Below are 17,707 nucleotides of genomic sequence, written 5' to 3' on the forward strand. Positions count from 1 at the left end.
CTTCCTTTCAGGACCAGCCGAGCTGGCGCGCAGCCAGGTCGTTGAGGATTTCTTCGGCGCCGCCGCCGATCATATACACCTTGGCGTCGCGGTAGACGCGTTCCGACACCGTGCCGCGCATGAAGCCCATGCCGCCCAGGATCTGCACCGCCTCGCCGGAGCAGGCCTGCATGGTTTGCGCCGCGAAGGTCTTCAGCATGCATACCTGCGCCACCGGCTGCTCGCCCCCATCCATGCGCGCCACGATGCTGTCGATGAAGGCGCGCGTGGCTTCGATGCGCGTCGCCATCGCCACCAGCTTGTGGCGCACGGCCTGGTGCTGCACCAGCGTCTTGCCGAAAGTTTTGCGCTGCTGCGCCCACTCCACCGCCTCGTCAAGGCAGGCTTGCGCCAGGAAGCAGGCGTGCATGGCCAGCATCAGGCGTTCATCGTTGAAGTTGCGCATCAGCAGCGCAAAACCGGCGTGTTCCGCGCCCAGCAGGTTCGCGGCAGGCACGCGGCACTGGTCGAAATGCAGTTCGGCGGTATCGGAGCACCACCAGCCCATTTTCTTCAGCGGGGTGCGCGCCAGGCTGGGCGTGTCGCCGGGCACCAGCAGGGCGCTGATGCCAGAGGCGCCAGCACCGCCGGTGCGCACAGCCACCGTAATCCAGTCCGCGCGCATGCCCGAGGTAATGAAGGTCTTGCTGCCATTGACGATGTAATGGTCGCCATCGCGCACGGCCGTAGTCGCCAGGCTGGCCACGTCGGAGCCGCCGCCCGGTTCCGTCACCGCCAGGGCGCTGATCTTCTCGCCGGCAAATATGCCGGGCAGCACACGCGCCCGCAGTGCCGCCGAACCGCCATGCACGATGGGCGGCGCGCCGATGCGGTGGCTGAACAGGGAAGCCAGCAAGCCGCCGCAGCCGGTGCGGCACAGTTCCTCGTTCAGCACCTGCAGCTGGCGATAGCTGGCTGGAATGCCGCCCTCCGGTTCCGGAAAGCCCAGGGCCAGCAGCCCAAGCTCGCCAGCCTGTTTGTACAGTGCGCGAGGGAAGGTGCCTGCCTCCTCCCAGTCGTTGACGTGTGGCCGCAGCTCCTGCTCGACGAAACGTCGCACCGTGGCGCGCAGTGCCTCTTCCATCATGTCCTCCGGCTGGTAAAGTTGGGCGGCACCGCAACCGGCATCGCCAGCAGCCACTGCGCCATGCCTTTGCCGAGCGGGTCATGGCGCAGCGACGCCATCCCGCCGCCGCCCAGAGCCTGTTCGCACACGAAGTTAAGAGCATGAATTCCAGGCAGCTCATAGCGCGTCACCGCACCGCGCACCTTGTCGGCCAGGTACGCCGCCACCGCATCCGGCGTGAGCTGCTCACGGAGCAAAGGCAGGTCGTCCGGATGGCGCGCGATCACGCCGATATTCGAGGTATCCCCCTTATCCCCGCTACGCGCCCAAGCCAGCTCGATCAGCGGCACCACGCGCCACCCCTCTCCAGTTGGGCTCGTGTCACACTTGGGGTGTGACCCCAGGGTGTGACACGAGCTCTGCCGTGCAGGGCCGCTATGCTCGAGGCCGTGTCCCTCTTGGGGACTCGGCGTCCCCGTGATGACCCCAGGGTGTGGCACGGGCTGGGCCGTGCCGTCGGGCAGGTGGACGGTCGGTGCCAGGCGAGTTTTGTCGAGCAGGAAGGAAAACTGTTTGATGGCGGGCGAGACGGCAGGTCGGCCGCCGAAGCCGGTAGTGCCGGGGCCCCAGGAGGTGCCGGCCGGGGCGATCTCGCGCGCGAAGATTTCAAGCGCGGCGCGCTGCGGGTGCGCTACCGCCAACCACATTACTGCCTGGCCGAAGCCTTCCTTCGCGCCCAATACATCGATATGGGTTGCCGAATAGTCGCCCAGGCCGGCGCGCGCGAACATCGCCCGCGTGCGCGCCAGGATCGCTTCGGCGCTGCGGCGCGCCTTGCGCCCCGCTTCGTGGCCGACCACAGTCAGTTGCGCAGCACTGCGGAAGCCGTCGGCATAGGTGGCGCTGACTTTGTAAGTCGGCGTTGGCGCCTGGCCGCGCGCACCTTGCACCAGCACGCGCTGCGGGCCTTCGGCTTGCAGGGTGACGGCGGTGAAGTCGCATACAACGTCGGGCAGCAGGTAGCGCGAGGGATCGCCAATCTCGTACAGCAACTGCTCGGCCGCTACGGCCGGGGTCACCAGGCCGCCGGTGCCTTCCGGCTTGCCCAGCACGAAGCTGCCGTCGGCGCGGCATTCCACTACCGGATAGCCGCTGTTGGCCCAATCGGGCACCTGCTCCCAGTCGGTGAACAGGCCGCCGCTGCCCTGGCAGCCGCATTCGATCAGGTGCCCGGCCAGGCTGCCGGCGGCTAACCGGTCGTAGTCGTCGGGCGCCCAGCCGAATTCGTGCATCAGGGCGCCCAGTGTCACCGCGCTGTCGACGCAGCGGCCGGTGATCACCACGTCGGCGCGTGCATCCAGCGCGGCCTTGATCGGCAGCGCGCCGAGGTAGGCGTTTGCGCTCAGCACCGTGGCCGGCAGCTCGATGCCTTCCGCATGCAGGGCGGGCAGCAGGGCAGATACATCGTCGCCTTCGACCACGGCGATGCGCGGCTCCAGCCCCTGTTCCGCCGCCAGCGCGAGCAGTGCTGCCGCGCAGCCTTGAGGGTTGATGCCGCCGGCGTTGGCGACGATGCGTACGCGGCGCGCCAGGGCGTCGCCCAGCACGTCGCGCATGACGTCGATGAAGTCGGTGGCGTAACCGAGTCCGGGCTGCTTGCGGCGCGCTGCCGCCAGCAGCGACATGGTCAGCTCGGCCAGGTAATCGAAAACCAGGTAATCGAGGTCGCCGCCATCGAGCAGCTGGCGCGGGCCGAGGGCGCTGTCGCCCCAGAAGCCTGCTGCACCGCCGATCCGGACATGGTTCCTGCCTGCGCGCACTGCGGCTCCCTTTTTATTAAATCGATCGATTGAATAATTCAGGATACCGCGGAAAAGCGCGCCTGCGCAAGCCTGTTGCGTTGCTGCGGCACGACGCATGAAAAAAGCCCCGGCTGCCGCCAGTGGCGGGGCCGGGGCCGTCGCGTCGGCGGAGCCGACGCAGGTGCTTAAGGCACCAGGTTGAAGTTCACGTTGACCGCGTTGGCGACATTGATGTCGACCGCCGCGTTGGACAGCGTGGTGTAGCCGGTGGCGGAGGCATCCACCTTGTACATGCCGGTTGCCGGGATCGTGCCTGCGCTGGAGAATGCCAGCGGCAGGGTGGCGCTATAGGCGGCGTACTGCGGCGCGGCCAGCGGCAGCTTGGTGATGCTGTAGGCGCCGGTGGCCAGGTCCGCATTGGTGTAACGCAGGGTGACGGTCGGGCCGCCGGTAATGGCTTGCTTGGCCGAGACCAGGGCCGATTCCGTGGCGCTGGCCGGGGTCAGCGTCGCGGTGCCGCTGATCGAGCCCATCAGGCTGGTGTTGGCCAGGGTGAAGGGCGCGCCGGTGGTGCTGATCGGGACCATGCCGGTGGTGGAGGTCACTGGCACGCCGCCCACCACGTAGGCCGCGTGGGTGTTGGAGGTGATCACCACGTCGTAGTTACCGAGAGGCAGGCGTGGCAGCACGAATTCACCGGTGGCGCTTGGCACCGTCGCCGCCACCACGGCGCCGTTTTGCTGGGCGCTGACGGTGACGCCGTCGGACAGCGTCGACGTGGCAACGAAGCCGCTGATGCCGTTCAGTGCAGTCGGGATCACTTTAACGACCGGTTTCAGCGCGTACTTGCCATTGCCCTTGGTGACGATGGATTTGCAGGCGTCGAAATCCATCACCAGGTCGTAGCGCTGGCCCGCTTCCACGGTGAAGTCGGCATTCATCTTGATGCCGGACTGGACCGCGCTCGGGGTGTCGAGCGAGATCTCGGTGGTGGTGCCGCTGAGGACCACGGAGTTGGCAGTCGCGTTGCCGGTGTTCGGGTCCAGTACCAGGCGCACCTGGTTGTAGCGGCCTGCTGCCAACGAGGTCTGGCCCAGTGCATCCAGGGTGCCGTTGGTCAGGTTCAGCAGGTTGATTTTCTTGCCGGGCGACAGGGTGATGTCGGTCCAGCCGCTGTCGGTGTCGCTGGCGGTCGCGCTTGTGTTGACGCGTACTTTGTTGACCGTCACGTTGACGGCATCGAAGCCGCAGGCCGGTGCGTCGGTAATCGACACGCCCAGGGTGCCCATGGTCTGGACCGGCGGGGCGTCGCCGCCGCCACCGCCGCCGCAGGCCGAGAGCAAGAGGGATGTCAGTGCGAGTGGAAGCAGGGAGACTTTGGAGTTCATGGTGTTGCCTCTCGAAGTAGTTATTGGTGCTCTTCCATTATCGGAACCGAGAGGAAAAACGCTATGTGCGATTACGCACATAGTAACGAATTGTTACACTTGCAGATGGCAAGTAACTGAGCGGTTCCGCCTTGTGTTGGCGCATGGCAACACAGCCATCCCGCACTCCTATGGGCAGTTGACATTCCACGCGGTGAGCTCCGCGCGCGACGGCCGCACCGTCACGTCTACCTTGCTGCCGATATCGCTTTCGTAAGCAAGCAGGAACATGCCATCGGGACTGCGGCCCAGTGCGCGCAACTGGAAATTGCGCGAGCGCGTTGGTGCGCAACTGGTGTTGCCGGCCATGAGCAGGCGAGCGCGCTGCAGCAGTTCGCCCTGGGCCTGGATCAGGCGCAGCATGTCGATCTCGGGCAGTGGCGCGCGCAGTTCGACCATCGTGGCCGGCGGCGTGCCGCAGCTGGTGGTGTGGTGAATCCAGACATGCTGGCTGCTGTCGGCGCTCCAGCTGTCGTCGGCCTGCTGTGCGTAGCGGGTGCGCGTGACGCGGCACAGCGGCAGCACCAGGCGCACCGGCGGCGCGTCGCTGCTAGCGCTGGCAATCCATTTTCTTCCATCGTGTCCGCGCTCAATGCGCAGCGGCGGAACGGGCGCGCCCGGCGCGGTGCGCTGCATGAACTGTTCGAACGAGCGCTGCTCGGCCAGCGTTGGGGCGCGCGCATCGGCGCCTGGCGCCGCCATGGCGGCCTGCGCAGCCATCGCTGCCAGGAATACTACATATCGCATCCGGTCTCCTTTTAATGCGCACCGATTATAGATATAATCCGCTCGCTGCCGAAAGGTGGCACACGCTAGGGGTCCTGTGCGCGCGGTTCGATACCGGGTGCGCGGGTGAGAAATACCCTCCGAACCTGATCTGGATAATGCCAGCGAAGGGAAGCTTCAGGATACGCAGCGGCTGCGCCTACACGGCGCAACCGCAAGCGCAACCTAACCTCCTTTGCTGGCTCCTGCGCCAACAAAGGAGCCAAAATGAACGCCAATCCAACCTTCCTCGCCGCCCAGGCCGAGGTCGACTCCGCAGCCGTTACCCCGCTGCCGAATTCCCGCAAGATCTATGTTACCGGTAGCCGCCCGGACCTGCGCGTGCCGATGCGCGAAATCAGCCTGTCCGGCGACAACGCACCGGTCACCGTGTACGATTGCTCCGGCCCGTACAGCGATCCGGACGCCACCATCGACATTCGCAAGGGTTTGGGCACGCCGCGCGCCGCCTGGATCGCCGAGCGCGACGACACCGAATTGCTGGCCGGCCCGACTTCCGATTACGGCCGCCTGCGCCTGGCCGACCAAAAGCTCGACGCGCTGCGCTTCGAGCTGCACCGCCAGCCGCGCCGCGCCCAGGCCGGCCGCAACGTAACGCAGATGCACTACGCGCGCCAGGGCATCGTCACGCCGGAAATGGAATACGTGGCGATCCGCGAAAACCTGCGCCGCAAGGAATACCTGGCCGGCCTGCGTGCCCAGGGCGAGAAGGGCCAGCGCATGGCCGACCTGCTGGGCCGCCAGCACCGTGGCGAATCGTTCGGCGCCGCCATCCCTGAGGAGATCACGCCGGAATTCGTGCGCCAGGAAATTGCCCGCGGCCGCGCCATCATCCCAGCCAACATCAACCACCCGGAACTGGAGCCGATGATCATTGGCCGCAATTTCCTGGTCAAGATCAACGCCAATATCGGCAACTCCGCCGTCACCTCCTCGATCGGGGAGGAAGTGGAGAAGATGACCTGGGCCATCCGCTGGGGCGGCGACACCGTGATGGACCTGTCCACCGGCAAGCATATCCACGAAACGCGCGAGTGGATCGTGCGCAACTCGCCGGTGCCGATCGGCACCGTGCCAATCTACCAGGCGCTGGAAAAGGTGAACGGCAAGGCCGAAGACCTGACCTGGGAAATCTTCCGCGACACCCTGATCGAACAGGCGGAGCAGGGCGTCGACTACTTCACCATCCACGCCGGCGTGCTGCTGCGCTACGTGCCGCTGACGGCCAACCGCATGACCGGCATCGTGTCGCGCGGCGGTTCGATCATGGCCAAGTGGTGCCTGGCGCACCATCAGGAAAACTTCCTGTACACGCACTTCGAAGAGATCTGCGAAATCATGAAGGCCTACGACGTGAGCTTCTCGCTGGGCGACGGCTTGCGTCCCGGCTCGGTGTGGGATGCCAACGATGCGGCGCAGCTGGGCGAGCTGAAAACCCTGGGCGAACTGACGCAAATCGCCTGGAAGCACGACGTGCAGGTGATGATCGAAGGCCCTGGCCACGTGCCGATGCAGCTCATCAAGGAGAACATGGACCTGCAGCTGGAACAGTGCAGCGAGGCGCCGTTCTACACCCTGGGCCCGTTGACCACCGATATCGCGCCGGGCTACGACCACATCACCTCCGGCATCGGCGCCGCGCAGATCGGCTGGTACGGCACCGCCATGCTGTGCTACGTGACGCCGAAGGAGCACCTGGGCCTGCCGAACAAGGCCGACGTCAAGGAAGGCATCATCACCTACAAGATCGCGGCTCACGCGGCGGACCTGGCGAAGGGCCATCCGGGCGCGCAGATCCGCGACAACGCGCTGTCGCTGGCGCGCTTTGAATTCCGCTGGGAAGACCAGTTCAACCTGGGCCTGGACCCGGACCGCGCGCGCGAATTCCACGACGAGACCCTGCCGAAGGATTCGGCCAAGGTGGCGCACTTCTGCTCCATGTGCGGCCCGCATTTCTGCTCGATGAAGATCACGCAGGAAGTGCGCGACTTCGCTGCCAAGGGCATGCAGGAAAAATCGATCGAGTTCGTCAAGGGCGGCGCGAACATCTACCGCGAGCAAGCATGATCGAGATTGAACTGAATGGCGCCGCGCATGCGGTGCCGCCGCAGCAGACGCTGGACCAGCTGATCGATTCGCTCGAGCTGACCGGCCAGGCGCTGGCGCTGGCGGTCAACCGCCAGGTAGTCCCGCGCCAGCGCTGGCCGCAGGTCGCGCTCAACCACAACGATAAAGTAGACATCGTCCGCGCCATCGGCGGGGGCTAAAAAGGGGAGACTGCAAATGCAAGACAAACCATTGGTTATCGCAGGCAAGGAATACAACTCGCGCCTGCTGGTCGGCAGCGGCAAGTACAAGGACCTGCCGCAGACCCGCGAAGCCACGCTGGCGGCGGGCGCGGAAATCATTACGGTGGCGATCCGCCGCGTCAACATCGGCCAGGACCCGCAAGCGCCCAGCCTGCTGGACCATGTGCCGCCGCACGAATTCACCATCCTGCCGAATACGGCCGGCTGCTACACGGCGCAGGACGCCGTGTACACGCTGCAGATGGCGCGCGAGCTGCTGAACGGCCACAAGCTGGTCAAGCTGGAAGTGCTGGGCGACGAGAAGACCCTGTTCCCGAACATGCCGGAAACCCTGGTCGCGGCGCGCGAACTGGTGAAGGACGGCTTCGACGTCATGGTCTACTGCAGCGACGACCCGATCCAGGCGCGCATGCTGGAAGACATCGGCTGCTGCGCGGTGATGCCGCTGGCGTCGCTGATCGGCTCCGGCATGGGCATCCTGAATCCGTGGAACCTGTCGCTGATCATCGAACAGTCGAAGGTGCCGGTGCTGGTCGATGCCGGCGTCGGCACCGCCTCCGATGCAGCGATTGCCATGGAGCTCGGTTGCGACGGCGTGCTGATGAACACCGCCATCGCCGCTGCCGGCGACCCGGTACGCATGGCGCGCGCCATGAAGCTGGGCGTGCAGGCCGGCCGTGAAGCCTTCCTGGCAGGCCGCATGCCGCGCCGTTTCGCCGCCTCGCCTTCGTCGCCGACGGCGGGGAGGCTCGCATGAGCGACCGGCCCTGCGTGCTGGTGTTTTCCGGCGCCGATCCTTCGGGCGGCGCCGGCATGGCGGCCGATATCCAGGCCATCACCGCGATGGGGGCGCATGCGCTGCCGGTGCTGACTGCCATCACGGTGCAGGACAATAACCGCGTGCATGCGGTGATGCCGGTGGCTGCGGATGTTGTGCTGCAGCAGGCGCGCGCGCTGCTGGCGCAGGTGCCGGTGGCGGCGGTGAAGATCGGCATTCCGGGCAGCGCGGAAAACGCGCAGGCCATCGCCATGCTGATCGGCGAGCTGCGCGCCACGCATCGCGCGGCAGCCGGCGCGGCGCCGGGCTGGGCGCAGCGGCTGTACAGCGATCCGCCGGTGGTGCTCGATCCCGTGCTGCGCAGCGGTCACGGAGATGCGCTGGGCCGCGACGATGCGGTGCAGGCGCTGGCGCCCTTGCTGCCGCTGGCAACGCTGATCACGCCGAATGGACCGGAGGCGGCAGCCCTGGCTGGCAACGCGGCGCGCTATCGCGCTCCCGTTCGCGTGGGCGCCGCGGCGGAGTCCATGATGGCCTCCATGGCCGCCGCGCCGGTTGCTGGCAGCGCGGAACCGTACGATGAACCCGGCCCGGAGCGTGGCGAAGTGCCCGCCCGCGCGGCGCCTGGCGTGCCGCGGGCATGGCATGGCACTGCCCATGGCAATGCACTGGCCCATGCCCGCGCGCTGCGCGCCCTGGGCTGCACCCACGTGCTGGTGACCGGCGGCCACGACGAAGACAGCGACGTGGTGGTCAACCGCTGGCTCGGGCCGGACCGCCAGCAGAACTGGAGCTGGCCGCGCCTGCCCGGCGGCTTCCACGGCAGCGGATGCACGCTGGCCGCCGCCACGGCAGCCCTGCTGGCGCTGGGCAATACCATGGCACAAGCATTAACCAAGGCGCAAGGCTACACCCAGCGCGCACTGGCCGCCTCATATGCGATCGCACCCGGCCAGCGCATTCCGCAGCGATAAGGAGAAATAATGCAAGGACTTTACCTGGTGACCCCGAATTGGGACGACACCGACAAGCTGCTCGAGGTCACCGAGCAGGCCCTGCGCGCCGGCGTCGCGCTGCTGCAGTACCGCCACAAGGACGCCAGTGCCGCCCTGCGGCGCGAGCAGGGCGGGGCGCTGCGCGAACTGTGCCACAAGTACAGCGTGCCTTTCCTGGTCAACGACCACGTGGCGCTGTGCCGCGAACTGGGCGCCGACGGCGTGCACCTCGGCGGCACTGATGCACCGCTGGCCGAGGTGCGCGCTTCGCTCGGCCCCAACAAGCTGATTGGCGCTTCCTGCTACGGCGAGCTGGCGCGCGCCCAGGCGGCACAGGCGGCCGGCGCCAGCTATGTGGCGTTCGGCGGCTTTTATCCATCGAAGGTGAAGCAGTACGCCGTCACCACCCAGCCTTCCGTCCTGCGCCATGCGCGCGAGGTGATCAGCGTGCCGCTGTGCGTCATCGGCGGCATGACGCCGCAGAATGCCGCGCCGCTGGTGGCCGAGGGGGCGCAGCTGGTAGCGGTTATCACCAGCGTCTACCTGGCCGAAGATGTAGCGGCGGCAGTGCGGGAGTTTCAGTCTATAATTTGTCCATTAGCATAACCATAAGGTTGACGCCGATGAACTCCCAGACTCCGCCAAAGCGCCTGATCCTGATCGTCGATGATGACAAGATCCTGACCGAGTTCCTGGGCGAATTGCTAGCCCGCGCCGGCTACGACACCATGCTGGCGCATTCGTCGGACCAGGCCTTGTCCCTGATCGCCGAGCGCGAACCCGACCTGGCCCTGCTCGACATCCACATGCCGGGCATGTCGGGCCTGGAGCTGGCCAAGCAGCTGAACCGCAACACCACGGTGCCTTTCATGTTCCTGTCCGGCCGCGGCGACGCTGACGCCGGCAAGCAGGCAGCCGCCTACGGCGCCGTGGGTTTCGTGGTGAAACCTGTCGACGAGCACCACCTGATGCCGGCCTTCGAGGCCGGCCTGGCGCGCGCGGACGAAATCCGCCAGTTGCGGCGCACCGAGATCAACCTCAACGCGGCGCTGGCGGCCGGCCGCGAGACCAGCCTGGCCGTCGGCCTGTTGATGTGCAAGTACCAGACCGACCGCAACACCGCCTTCGAAGTACTGCGCGACCACGCCCGCTCCAGCCGGCGCAAGATCAATGAAGTGGCCGACCAGTTGCTGGCTGCGGAGGAAATGTTGAACGGCTTGCATGCAGCGTTTAACGCACGCCTGAAAAAATAAGACTTTCCGCCGGCCATCTTCTTGCATTAGACTATTGCGGTGGGCCCCGACTCGCCCGCCGCAACACCCTTCAGCGGCCGCCACTCCTTCGCGGCCCGGCAATATCCTTCGGCCCAGCTCCGCCGACCATTCCCTGCAGTGCGGAGAAACGCTTCATGAACATGTCATTTGATTTGCATCCGGCGCCACGGGTGCTGCACGTCGATCACGATGAAGATAGCGCCGTGGTCCTGGCGACCTTGCTGGCGCCCGAAATCCACGTGGTGCATGCCGCCAGCTTCGACCAGGCGCAAAGCCAGTTGCAGCAAGGCGAATTCGCGTTGCTGGTGATCGATCCCGACCTGCCCGACGGCGATGGCCACGCCCTGATCCGCTCCATGCGCCAGGCCGAGCAAGACATTCCGGTGCTGCTGTATTCGGCCAGCCAGCCGATGCTGCACCACCAGGCCCACGCCTTCCTGCCCAAGCCCTGGACTTCGCCGCGCCAGTTGTGGCGCACCGTGTCGCACATGCTGGGGCTGGAGTCCATGCTGGCGGTGAGGAGTTAGGCTATGCTGTCGTCTTTATCACATTCGGAGTACCGGGATGAAGACGAGAGCAGCAGTTGCATGGAAGGCGGGCGCGCCCCTGACCATTGAAGAAGTGGACCTGGACGGGCCACGCGCGGGCGAAGTACTGGTGGAGATCAAGGCCTCCGGCATTTGCCACACCGACCACTACACGCTGTCCGGCGCCGATCCGGAAGGGCTGTTCCCGGCCATCCTCGGCCATGAAGGCGCAGGCGTGGTGGTAGACGTCGGGCCGGGCGTCACATCGCTCAGGAAGGACGACCACGTCATCCCGCTGTACACGCCGGAATGCCGCCAGTGCAAATTCTGCCTGTCGCGCAAGACCAACCTGTGCCAGGCGATCCGCGCCACCCAGGGCAAGGGCCTGATGCCGGACGGCTCCAGCCGCTTCTCGCTGGACGGCAAGCCGCTGTTCCACTACATGGGCACGTCCACCTTCTCCAACTACATCGTGGTGCCGGAGATTGCGCTGGCCAAGATCCGCCCCGACGCGCCGTTCGACAAGGTGTGCTACATCGGCTGCGGCGTGACCACCGGCGTCGGCGCCGTGCTGTTCACCGCCAAGGTTGAAGCGGGCGCCAACGTCGTGGTGTTCGGCCTGGGCGGCATCGGCCTGAACGTGATCCAGGCGGCGAAGATGGTCGGCGCCGACAAGATCATCGGCATCGACATCAACCCGGCGCGCGAAGCGATGGCGCGCCAGTTCGGCATGACCCACTTCATCAACCCGCGCGACGTGGAGAACGTGGTGGACGCCATTGTGCAGCTGACCGATGGCGGCGCCGACTACAGCTTCGAATGCGTCGGCAATACGCAGCTGATGCGCCAGGCGCTCGAGTGCTGCCACAAAGGCTGGGGCAAGTCGATCGTGATCGGCGTGGCGGCGGCAGGGCAGGAGATCTCCACCCGTCCGTTCCAGCTGGTCACCGGGCGCCATTGGCTGGGCTCTGCTTTCGGCGGAGCGCGCGGCCGCACCGACGTGCCGAAGATCGTCGACTGGTATATGGAAGGCAAGCTCAAGATCGATGAGCTGATCACCCACACCCTGCCGCTCGATCGCATCAACGAAGGCTTTGACCTGATGGAACGCGGCGAATCGATCCGCTCCGTGGTCGTCTACTAAACCTCTACAGTCCGCGGCTTTGGCCGGTTGGGTCAGGCCCTCGGGTCTGACCCAGGGTTACCGGTTTTAAGCATCCTGGAACAACAAATCTGCATTCTGTCGCACTTCGCATGCTGCCGTGGCAGCGCGCGGCTACATTGGCTCCAGAGCACTTGCATCCCGATCTAGACAAAAAGTTCTAGACACGAAGTTCTAGATCATTTAATCTAGTTTGCAAGGACACCATCAAACCGGAGCCGCCCGCCATGAGCAACCTGCTGAACGCCGTCATTCCAGCCCTGGGCTGGTCATTGCTGCACTTCCTGTGGCAAGGCTTGCTGATCGGCTGCGTCGCGGCACTGCTGCTGCATGCCTTGCGCAACGCCCGCCCGCAGGCGCGCTACCTGGTCGCGTGTATCGCCTTGTTCATGTGCGCAGCGCTCCCGCTGGCCAACTTCGCCTGGCGCCTGGCCGATGCCGCCGACACCGGCTACGTGCTGCCGGCGCCGCTGGAAACCGCCGCCATTGCCGCCATCCCCGGCGCAGCCGATGGGCAGGGCGCCGAAACCGCCTTGGTCGACGTCGACGCCATGGCCTCCTGGGAATACCTGCTGCGCCGCCAGATGCCCTGGCTGGTGCTGCTGTGGGCCGCCGGCGCCGCTCTGATGACGCTGCGCCTGTCGCTCGGCCTGCAGTGGGTGCGCACCCGCACCCTGCCGAACCATTACCACGCCGACGCCACCTGGCAGGCGCGCGCCACCGCACTGGCGCAGCGCATGGGCATTCGCCGCCCGGTGCGCCTTGGCGTATCCGACGATGCGCTGGAAGGCCCGATCACAGCCGGCATCCTGCGGCCGATCGTGCTGCTGCCAGCCTCGCTGGTCAGCGGCCTGCCGCCCGACTTGCTGGAAGCGTTGCTGGCCCACGAGCTGGCGCATGTGCGCCGCCACGACTACCTGGTCAACCTGGTCCAGAGCGGCATCGAGATTTTCCTGTTCTACCACCCCAGCGTATGGATGCTGTCGCAATGCATCCGCCGCGAACGTGAACAGATAGCAGACGACTTAGCAGCAAGCACGCTCGGCGAACCGCGGCGCCTGGCACTTGCACTTTCCGAGCTGGATAAATTCCAGTTCACCACCAATCACTTTGCCGTTCCCGCGGCAAACGGAGGAGACCTCATGTCCCGAATCAAACGCCTGATCCGTCCCGATGCACAGCCACTGAGCTGGAAGATGGCGACCCCACTACTAGGAATTTTTGCTGCCTGCGCCGCCTTGTATGCCCACGCCATGCCGCAGGCAGTATCGCTCCCCGCCGCCAGCGCTGTTGCGGCACCAGCGCCCGCCGTGGCAATGCACGTCACCGATGCCGACGACCAGCACGACGTCGAGCCCGCGCCGCCAGCTCCGCCAGCGCCGATGGCTGCAGTCCTGGTTCCGCCCAAGCCGCCGAAACCGCCAAAGCTGCCGAAAGAGCTGCGGGATATCGAGAGCCACAACTACTTCTCCATCGATGACGGCAGTCGCAGCGCCTACGCCTATGTGCGTGACAACAACCAGAAGCTATCGGTGACCAACTTCCACGGCGCCCCCAGCGACCTGGCTGCGCTGCGCAAGCTGCACCAGGAAACCAAGGGCGAATTCATCTACGTGCGCAAGGATGGCAAGTCCTATGTCATCCAGGACCCGGCCCTGCTGGGCAAGGTGCGTGAGTTGTGGAAGCCAGCCGAAGCACACGGCAAGCTCATGGAAGAGCAGGGCAAGTTGATGGACGTCCAGGGCAAGCAGGTAGAAGCCATGAGCGACAAGATCGCAAAAGAAGCCGAAGCCGCCATGGGCAGCAAAGAGCAGCAAGCGATCGAGCGCGAGCTGGAGCGCCAGATGGAGCTGCCCGCGCGCCAGCAGGAACGCATCGCCCGCGCCATGGAAAAAGCCAGCCGCAAAATGGAAATGGCCGACGACAAGACCCGCGCCCAGCTCGAACGCGACCTGGAAGGCTTGCGCAAGCAGATGGAGCCGCTGTCGGAAGAGATGGCGCGCCGCGGCAGTGAGATCGGCGCCCGCCATGCCGCGCTGGCAGCACGCCAGGCGCCAATGGCCGCCATGCACGCCCGCATCGCCGAAGCGTCCCGGCCCCTGGCCGAAATGGGCCGCAAAATGGGCGAGCTGGGACGCGAACAGGGCCGCCTGTCGCGTGAAGCCGACAAAGCCTCGCGCGCCCTGATCGACGAAGCCATCGGCAACGGCAGCGCCAAGCCGCTTATGTAATAAAAGTCGGGGTCAGGTCTGGCAATCCGCCATCTTTTTCGCCATGCGAAAAAGATGGCGGATTGCCAGACCTGACCCCGACTTTCATTTCCATGGTATTGTTGATTTTGCATTTCCTCATTGTCAACAAACCACCATGGAGAAAGCATGTCCCTCAAACAGTATTACACCCTCGGTAATTCCGGCTTGCGCGTGTCGCGCCTGGCGCTTGGCACCATGACCTTCGGCACCGACTGGGGCTGGGGCGCCGACAAGGCCAGCGCGCGCGAGCAATTCATGACGTACACCGAGGCCGGTGGCAACCTGGTCGATACGGCCGACCTGTACACCAATGGCGAATCGGAACGCTGGGTCGGCGAGTTCGTGCGCGATAGCGGCCTGCGCGACAAGATCGTGCTGGCCACCAAGGCGTCCTACAGCAGCGATCCATCCAACCCGAACGCGGGCGGCAATGGCCGCAAACATTTGATGCGCGCGCTGGAAGGTTCGCTGCAGCGCCTGGACACCGATTACGTCGACCTGTACCTGGTGCACGCCTGGGACATGGTGACGCAGCCGGAAGAGGTGCTGCGCACGCTGGACGATGCGGTACGCGCTGGCAAGGTGCGCCACATCGGCCTGTCGAACGTGCCGGCCTGGTATGCCAGCCGCATGCAAACGATCGCCGAACTGCGCGGCTACGAAGCATTGTCCGCGCTGCAGATGGAATACTCGCTGGTGGAGCGCGCCATTGAAGACGAATACATCCCGCTGGGCACGCGGCATGGCATGGGCGTGATGGTCTGGAGCCCGCTGGCCAGCGGCCTGTTGTCCGGCAAGTACAAGCCCAGCACCGGCGGTCAGTTCGGCGAAGGGCGCCTGCAAACCATGAGCGGCTCGAACAACCCGGCCTTCGCCAAATTCAACGAGCGCAATTTCGCCATCGTGGCGGAGTTGGAAAAGGTGACGAACGAGGTGGGCCGCAGCATGGCGCAGGTGGCGGTGAACTGGGTGGCCAACCGTCCGGGCGTCGCAACCGTGATGGTGGGTGCGACCAGGCTGGCGCAGTTGCAGGACAATCTCGGAGCGCTGGACTTCGACTTGCCGGCGCAATTGCGCGAACGCCTGGATGCGGTCAGCGCCAAGGCGGCAGGCTATCCCTACACCTTCTTCACCCCGGGCATGCAGACCATGCTGTCGGGCGCGGCGCCGCTGGGCGACAAGCCGGGCGGATACCGGGCGCCGGTGCGCATCAGCGGCCCCGCGGCAGGCGTGCAGTAAAAATATCTGGACGTCCGTCACTGGCAACGGTGCGCACAGCGCTCAGGCAAAGTACTGCGCCGCCAGGGTGCCGACCAGACGGCGCCCCTGGTTGTCCCCTGCAATCCATTCTTCCGGGGGGAACAGGTCGAACAGCCCGACCTGGGCGACGGTCGGGATGGCCGCCGCGAGTTCTTTCTCAATCTCGCCACGCTCGCCGGCGTTGTATAACTCGATGTTGCGCAGCATTGTTGCGACGGTGCCGGTTTGTACCTTGCTGCCGTCTTTTAACTGCACCAGCGGCAGGGACTCGCCGTCGGCGAGGATCTTCTGGTTGATAGCAGCAAGCTCGTTTTGCGTGTTCATCATTGCTCCTTTGGTTTGCATGAAGCGCATATTCGCATCTTCAGGAGCGCCTTCAAGGCCCGGGCCCCCAACTTGGCGGTTTCCCGACAAGATGTGGCGAAAATCCTGCATTCAGTACAATGCAGGCACGATGAACCGCGAGCAAATGCTAGGGAATGAGCAAACTTAAAGACGATATCCTGTCGGGCGATGCGACCAGGGTCTGGTCGAGTGCATGCGCGATTATCAAGCTGCGCGACAGCGCCGAACTGGACGCACTCGCTTCGATTCTCGACGAGATCACGGCCAGCACGAAGAAGCTCTCGCTTGGGGGCGTGGTGTTCCCCAACGATAAACACCTGCAGTTTGCCCTTCGAAAGCTGCGTTTTCACCGTGACGGGGAGGGGTGCCTGTGCCGCCTTTATCCCGAATACCTGATGTTCGACCCGAATCAGGAGCAAGCCGCAGGGAATGTGCGCATCGAAGGAGTCACCTACCTCGAAGGCAACTGGGTCGACTTTTACCGGTGTTCATGCTCTGTTTGCGGAACTGCCTTCAAGGTCGAGGAGCGCGAATACCACTATACCTGGTGGGGCTGGGGTCTCTCACAGTAGCTTGATGACTGCCACACCGGCCAGCAGCAGCACGACGCCCGTCAAGCGCAGTGCGGAAACATCACGCTGCGGCAGCCGGAACCAGCCATGACGGTCGACGAAAACTGACGCCACTTGCTGTCCTGCCACCGTCAAGCCGACTGCCGCCGAAGCGCCGATGACCGGGATTGCGGTGAAAACGGTGGTCACATAGATCGCGCCGGCGAAGCCGCCCAGCCAACCCCACCAGGGCATGGCAGGCAGTCCTTGCAGCGTGGGCGCCGGTGCGCGCAGTACCGTGGCCGAGAACAGCAGCGTCACCGTCATCGCCAGGGTGGCGACGAGAAAGCTCACGGCGCCGACCACGAACGGTGCACCAAGGTCATGCCGCAGCAAACCGTTCACCACGCCCTGCATCGGAAGGACCGCCCCGGCCAGCAGCGCCAGGACAATCCAGCCAGCCTTGCCCGCGCCAGGCTGCGACTGCTGGCCCGACTGCCCCTTCACGATGATGGCGGCACCTGCCAGGATGGCCAGCATGCCGATGGCAAGCGGCGCATCGATTGTGCGCGGCGTGCCGCCCGCCAGTCCGGTGACATCAAGCGCAAATGACGCCAGCATCTGGCCCGCAATGAACAGGCCAACCGATACGATCGCGCCTAGGCGAGGAAACAGCAGGATGGTGGAGACGACATAGAAGGCGCTCGCCACGCCGCCGACCGCATGCCACCAAGGCACGCTGGGGAGGGCAGCGACGGCGGTCAATGTTCCAGTGAGCGAGGCAAGCACCAGCAGCGCAAGCGTGCCGACCGAGAGCTGCAGCGTGGTTGCCGCAAAAGGACTGCCGGTTGCTTTGGACAGTTGCGCATTGGCGCCCGCCTGCACGGCGAGCAGGCCGCCGGCTAGGAGCGAAGCAGGGATCAATAGGGTTTCCATGTGTAGCCTCCGTGGGAATGTCAGTAACGATGGCGTCCACTGTAGGCTATGCCTCATTGCATGAAAATTCCAAATAATCGCGTTTATCCTATGCAAAAATGCATAACGATGGCGACCTGTGTTTCGAGAACAGCTATGGGCACCCGGGGATTAGATTTCGCTCAAAGAGTTAGCGCGGTGAAGTAGTGGGCGGAAATG

17 protein-coding genes and 1 riboswitch are annotated in these 17,707 nt (G+C 65.2%); of the genes, 11 read left to right on the forward strand and 6 right to left on the reverse strand.

The window, feature by feature from the left end; genetic code table 11:
- Positions 1 to 7: 7 nt before the first annotated feature.
- From ACN9MW_RS06805 to ACN9MW_RS06820, 4 genes are all read right to left on the reverse strand, one after another.
- Positions 8 to 1,126 (reverse strand): acyl-CoA dehydrogenase family protein, encoded by a 1,119-nt coding sequence (locus ACN9MW_RS06805; RefSeq protein ID WP_426168974.1) that lies wholly within the window; start codon positions 1,124 to 1,126, stop codon positions 8 to 10.
- Positions 1,123 to 2,925, reverse strand: coding sequence for an acyclic terpene utilization AtuA family protein (locus ACN9MW_RS06810; protein WP_426168977.1), 1,803 nt, complete (start codon positions 2,923 to 2,925; stop codon positions 1,123 to 1,125). Before ACN9MW_RS06810 ends, ACN9MW_RS06805 begins: the two co-directional genes overlap by 4 nt.
- A 167-nt stretch (positions 2,926 to 3,092) precedes the next feature.
- Positions 3,093 to 4,295 carry a DUF4382 domain-containing protein gene (locus ACN9MW_RS06815; protein ID WP_426168980.1) on the reverse strand — a complete coding sequence of 401 codons (1,203 nt, stop codon included), beginning with the start codon at positions 4,293 to 4,295 and terminating at the stop codon, positions 3,093 to 3,095.
- Between the two features lie 168 nt (positions 4,296 to 4,463).
- A complete protein-coding gene (locus ACN9MW_RS06820) occupies positions 4,464 to 5,081 on the reverse strand; it encodes a hypothetical protein (RefSeq protein ID WP_426168982.1) in 618 nt (205 codons plus the stop codon).
- Positions 5,082 to 5,138: 57 nt separating this feature from the next.
- Positions 5,139 to 5,250, forward strand: a riboswitch (TPP riboswitch).
- Positions 5,251 to 5,327: 77 nt separating this feature from the next.
- On the opposite strand from ACN9MW_RS06820, the gene thiC reads away from it, so the two are divergent.
- From thiC to ACN9MW_RS06870, 10 genes are all read left to right on the forward strand, one after another.
- Complete coding sequence (gene thiC, locus ACN9MW_RS06825; RefSeq protein ID WP_426168985.1) at positions 5,328 to 7,187, forward strand: phosphomethylpyrimidine synthase ThiC; 1,860 nt, start codon at positions 5,328 to 5,330, stop codon at positions 7,185 to 7,187.
- Entirely contained in the window at positions 7,184 to 7,387 is a 204-nt protein-coding gene (thiS, locus tag ACN9MW_RS06830; RefSeq protein ID WP_426168987.1) for a sulfur carrier protein ThiS, read from the forward strand. Before thiC ends, thiS begins: the two co-directional genes overlap by 4 nt.
- A gap of 16 nt (positions 7,388 to 7,403) precedes the next feature.
- Positions 7,404 to 8,186, forward strand: a complete 783-nt coding sequence (locus ACN9MW_RS06835) for a thiazole synthase (protein WP_426168989.1) — start codon at positions 7,404 to 7,406, stop codon at positions 8,184 to 8,186.
- A complete protein-coding gene (thiD, locus tag ACN9MW_RS06840; RefSeq protein ID WP_426168992.1) occupies positions 8,183 to 9,181 on the forward strand; it encodes a bifunctional hydroxymethylpyrimidine kinase/phosphomethylpyrimidine kinase in 999 nt (332 codons plus the stop codon). The genes ACN9MW_RS06835 and thiD overlap by 4 nt, the downstream gene beginning before the upstream one ends.
- Positions 9,182 to 9,190: 9 nt before the next feature.
- Positions 9,191 to 9,808 carry a thiamine phosphate synthase gene (gene thiE, locus ACN9MW_RS06845; protein ID WP_426168994.1) on the forward strand — a complete coding sequence of 206 codons (618 nt, stop codon included), beginning with the start codon at positions 9,191 to 9,193 and terminating at the stop codon, positions 9,806 to 9,808.
- A gap of 17 nt (positions 9,809 to 9,825) precedes the next feature.
- Positions 9,826 to 10,455, forward strand: coding sequence for an ANTAR domain-containing response regulator (locus ACN9MW_RS06850; protein WP_426168997.1), 630 nt, complete (start codon positions 9,826 to 9,828; stop codon positions 10,453 to 10,455).
- Positions 10,456 to 10,610: 155 nt separating this feature from the next.
- Positions 10,611 to 11,003 (forward strand): response regulator, encoded by a 393-nt coding sequence (locus tag ACN9MW_RS06855; RefSeq protein WP_426168999.1) that lies wholly within the window; start codon positions 10,611 to 10,613, stop codon positions 11,001 to 11,003.
- A 37-nt stretch (positions 11,004 to 11,040) separates the two neighbouring features.
- On the forward strand, positions 11,041 to 12,147 hold the full coding sequence (locus ACN9MW_RS06860; protein ID WP_426169002.1) for an S-(hydroxymethyl)glutathione dehydrogenase/class III alcohol dehydrogenase: 1,107 nt from the start codon (positions 11,041 to 11,043) through the stop codon (positions 12,145 to 12,147).
- 245 nt (positions 12,148 to 12,392) lie between these two features.
- On the forward strand, positions 12,393 to 14,396 hold the full coding sequence (locus tag ACN9MW_RS06865) for a M56 family metallopeptidase (RefSeq protein WP_426169004.1): 2,004 nt from the start codon (positions 12,393 to 12,395) through the stop codon (positions 14,394 to 14,396).
- A 147-nt stretch (positions 14,397 to 14,543) separates the two neighbouring features.
- Positions 14,544 to 15,656 (forward strand): aldo/keto reductase, encoded by a 1,113-nt coding sequence (locus ACN9MW_RS06870; RefSeq protein ID WP_426169007.1) that lies wholly within the window; start codon positions 14,544 to 14,546, stop codon positions 15,654 to 15,656.
- Positions 15,657 to 15,698: 42 nt separating this feature from the next.
- Here the strand turns inward: ACN9MW_RS06870 and ACN9MW_RS06875 are convergent, their stop codons facing one another.
- On the reverse strand, positions 15,699 to 16,004 hold the full coding sequence (locus ACN9MW_RS06875; protein WP_426169010.1) for a DUF7709 family protein: 306 nt from the start codon (positions 16,002 to 16,004) through the stop codon (positions 15,699 to 15,701).
- 152 nt (positions 16,005 to 16,156) lie between these two features.
- Between ACN9MW_RS06875 and ACN9MW_RS06880 the strand changes: the two genes are divergently transcribed.
- Positions 16,157 to 16,594, forward strand: coding sequence for a hypothetical protein (locus ACN9MW_RS06880; protein ID WP_426169012.1), 438 nt, complete (start codon positions 16,157 to 16,159; stop codon positions 16,592 to 16,594).
- Here the strand turns inward: ACN9MW_RS06880 and ACN9MW_RS06885 are convergent.
- Positions 16,586 to 17,509: a DMT family transporter gene (locus ACN9MW_RS06885; RefSeq protein WP_426169015.1), complete on the reverse strand. Its 924-nt coding sequence runs from the start codon at positions 17,507 to 17,509 to the stop codon at positions 16,586 to 16,588. The two genes, ACN9MW_RS06880 and ACN9MW_RS06885, sit on opposite strands and share 9 nt — an antisense overlap.
- Between the last annotated feature and the right edge of the window lie 198 nt (positions 17,510 to 17,707).

Source organism: Pseudoduganella sp. R-34 (genome assembly GCF_049904655.1).
GTDB lineage: Bacteria > Pseudomonadota > Gammaproteobacteria > Burkholderiales > Burkholderiaceae_D > Rugamonas.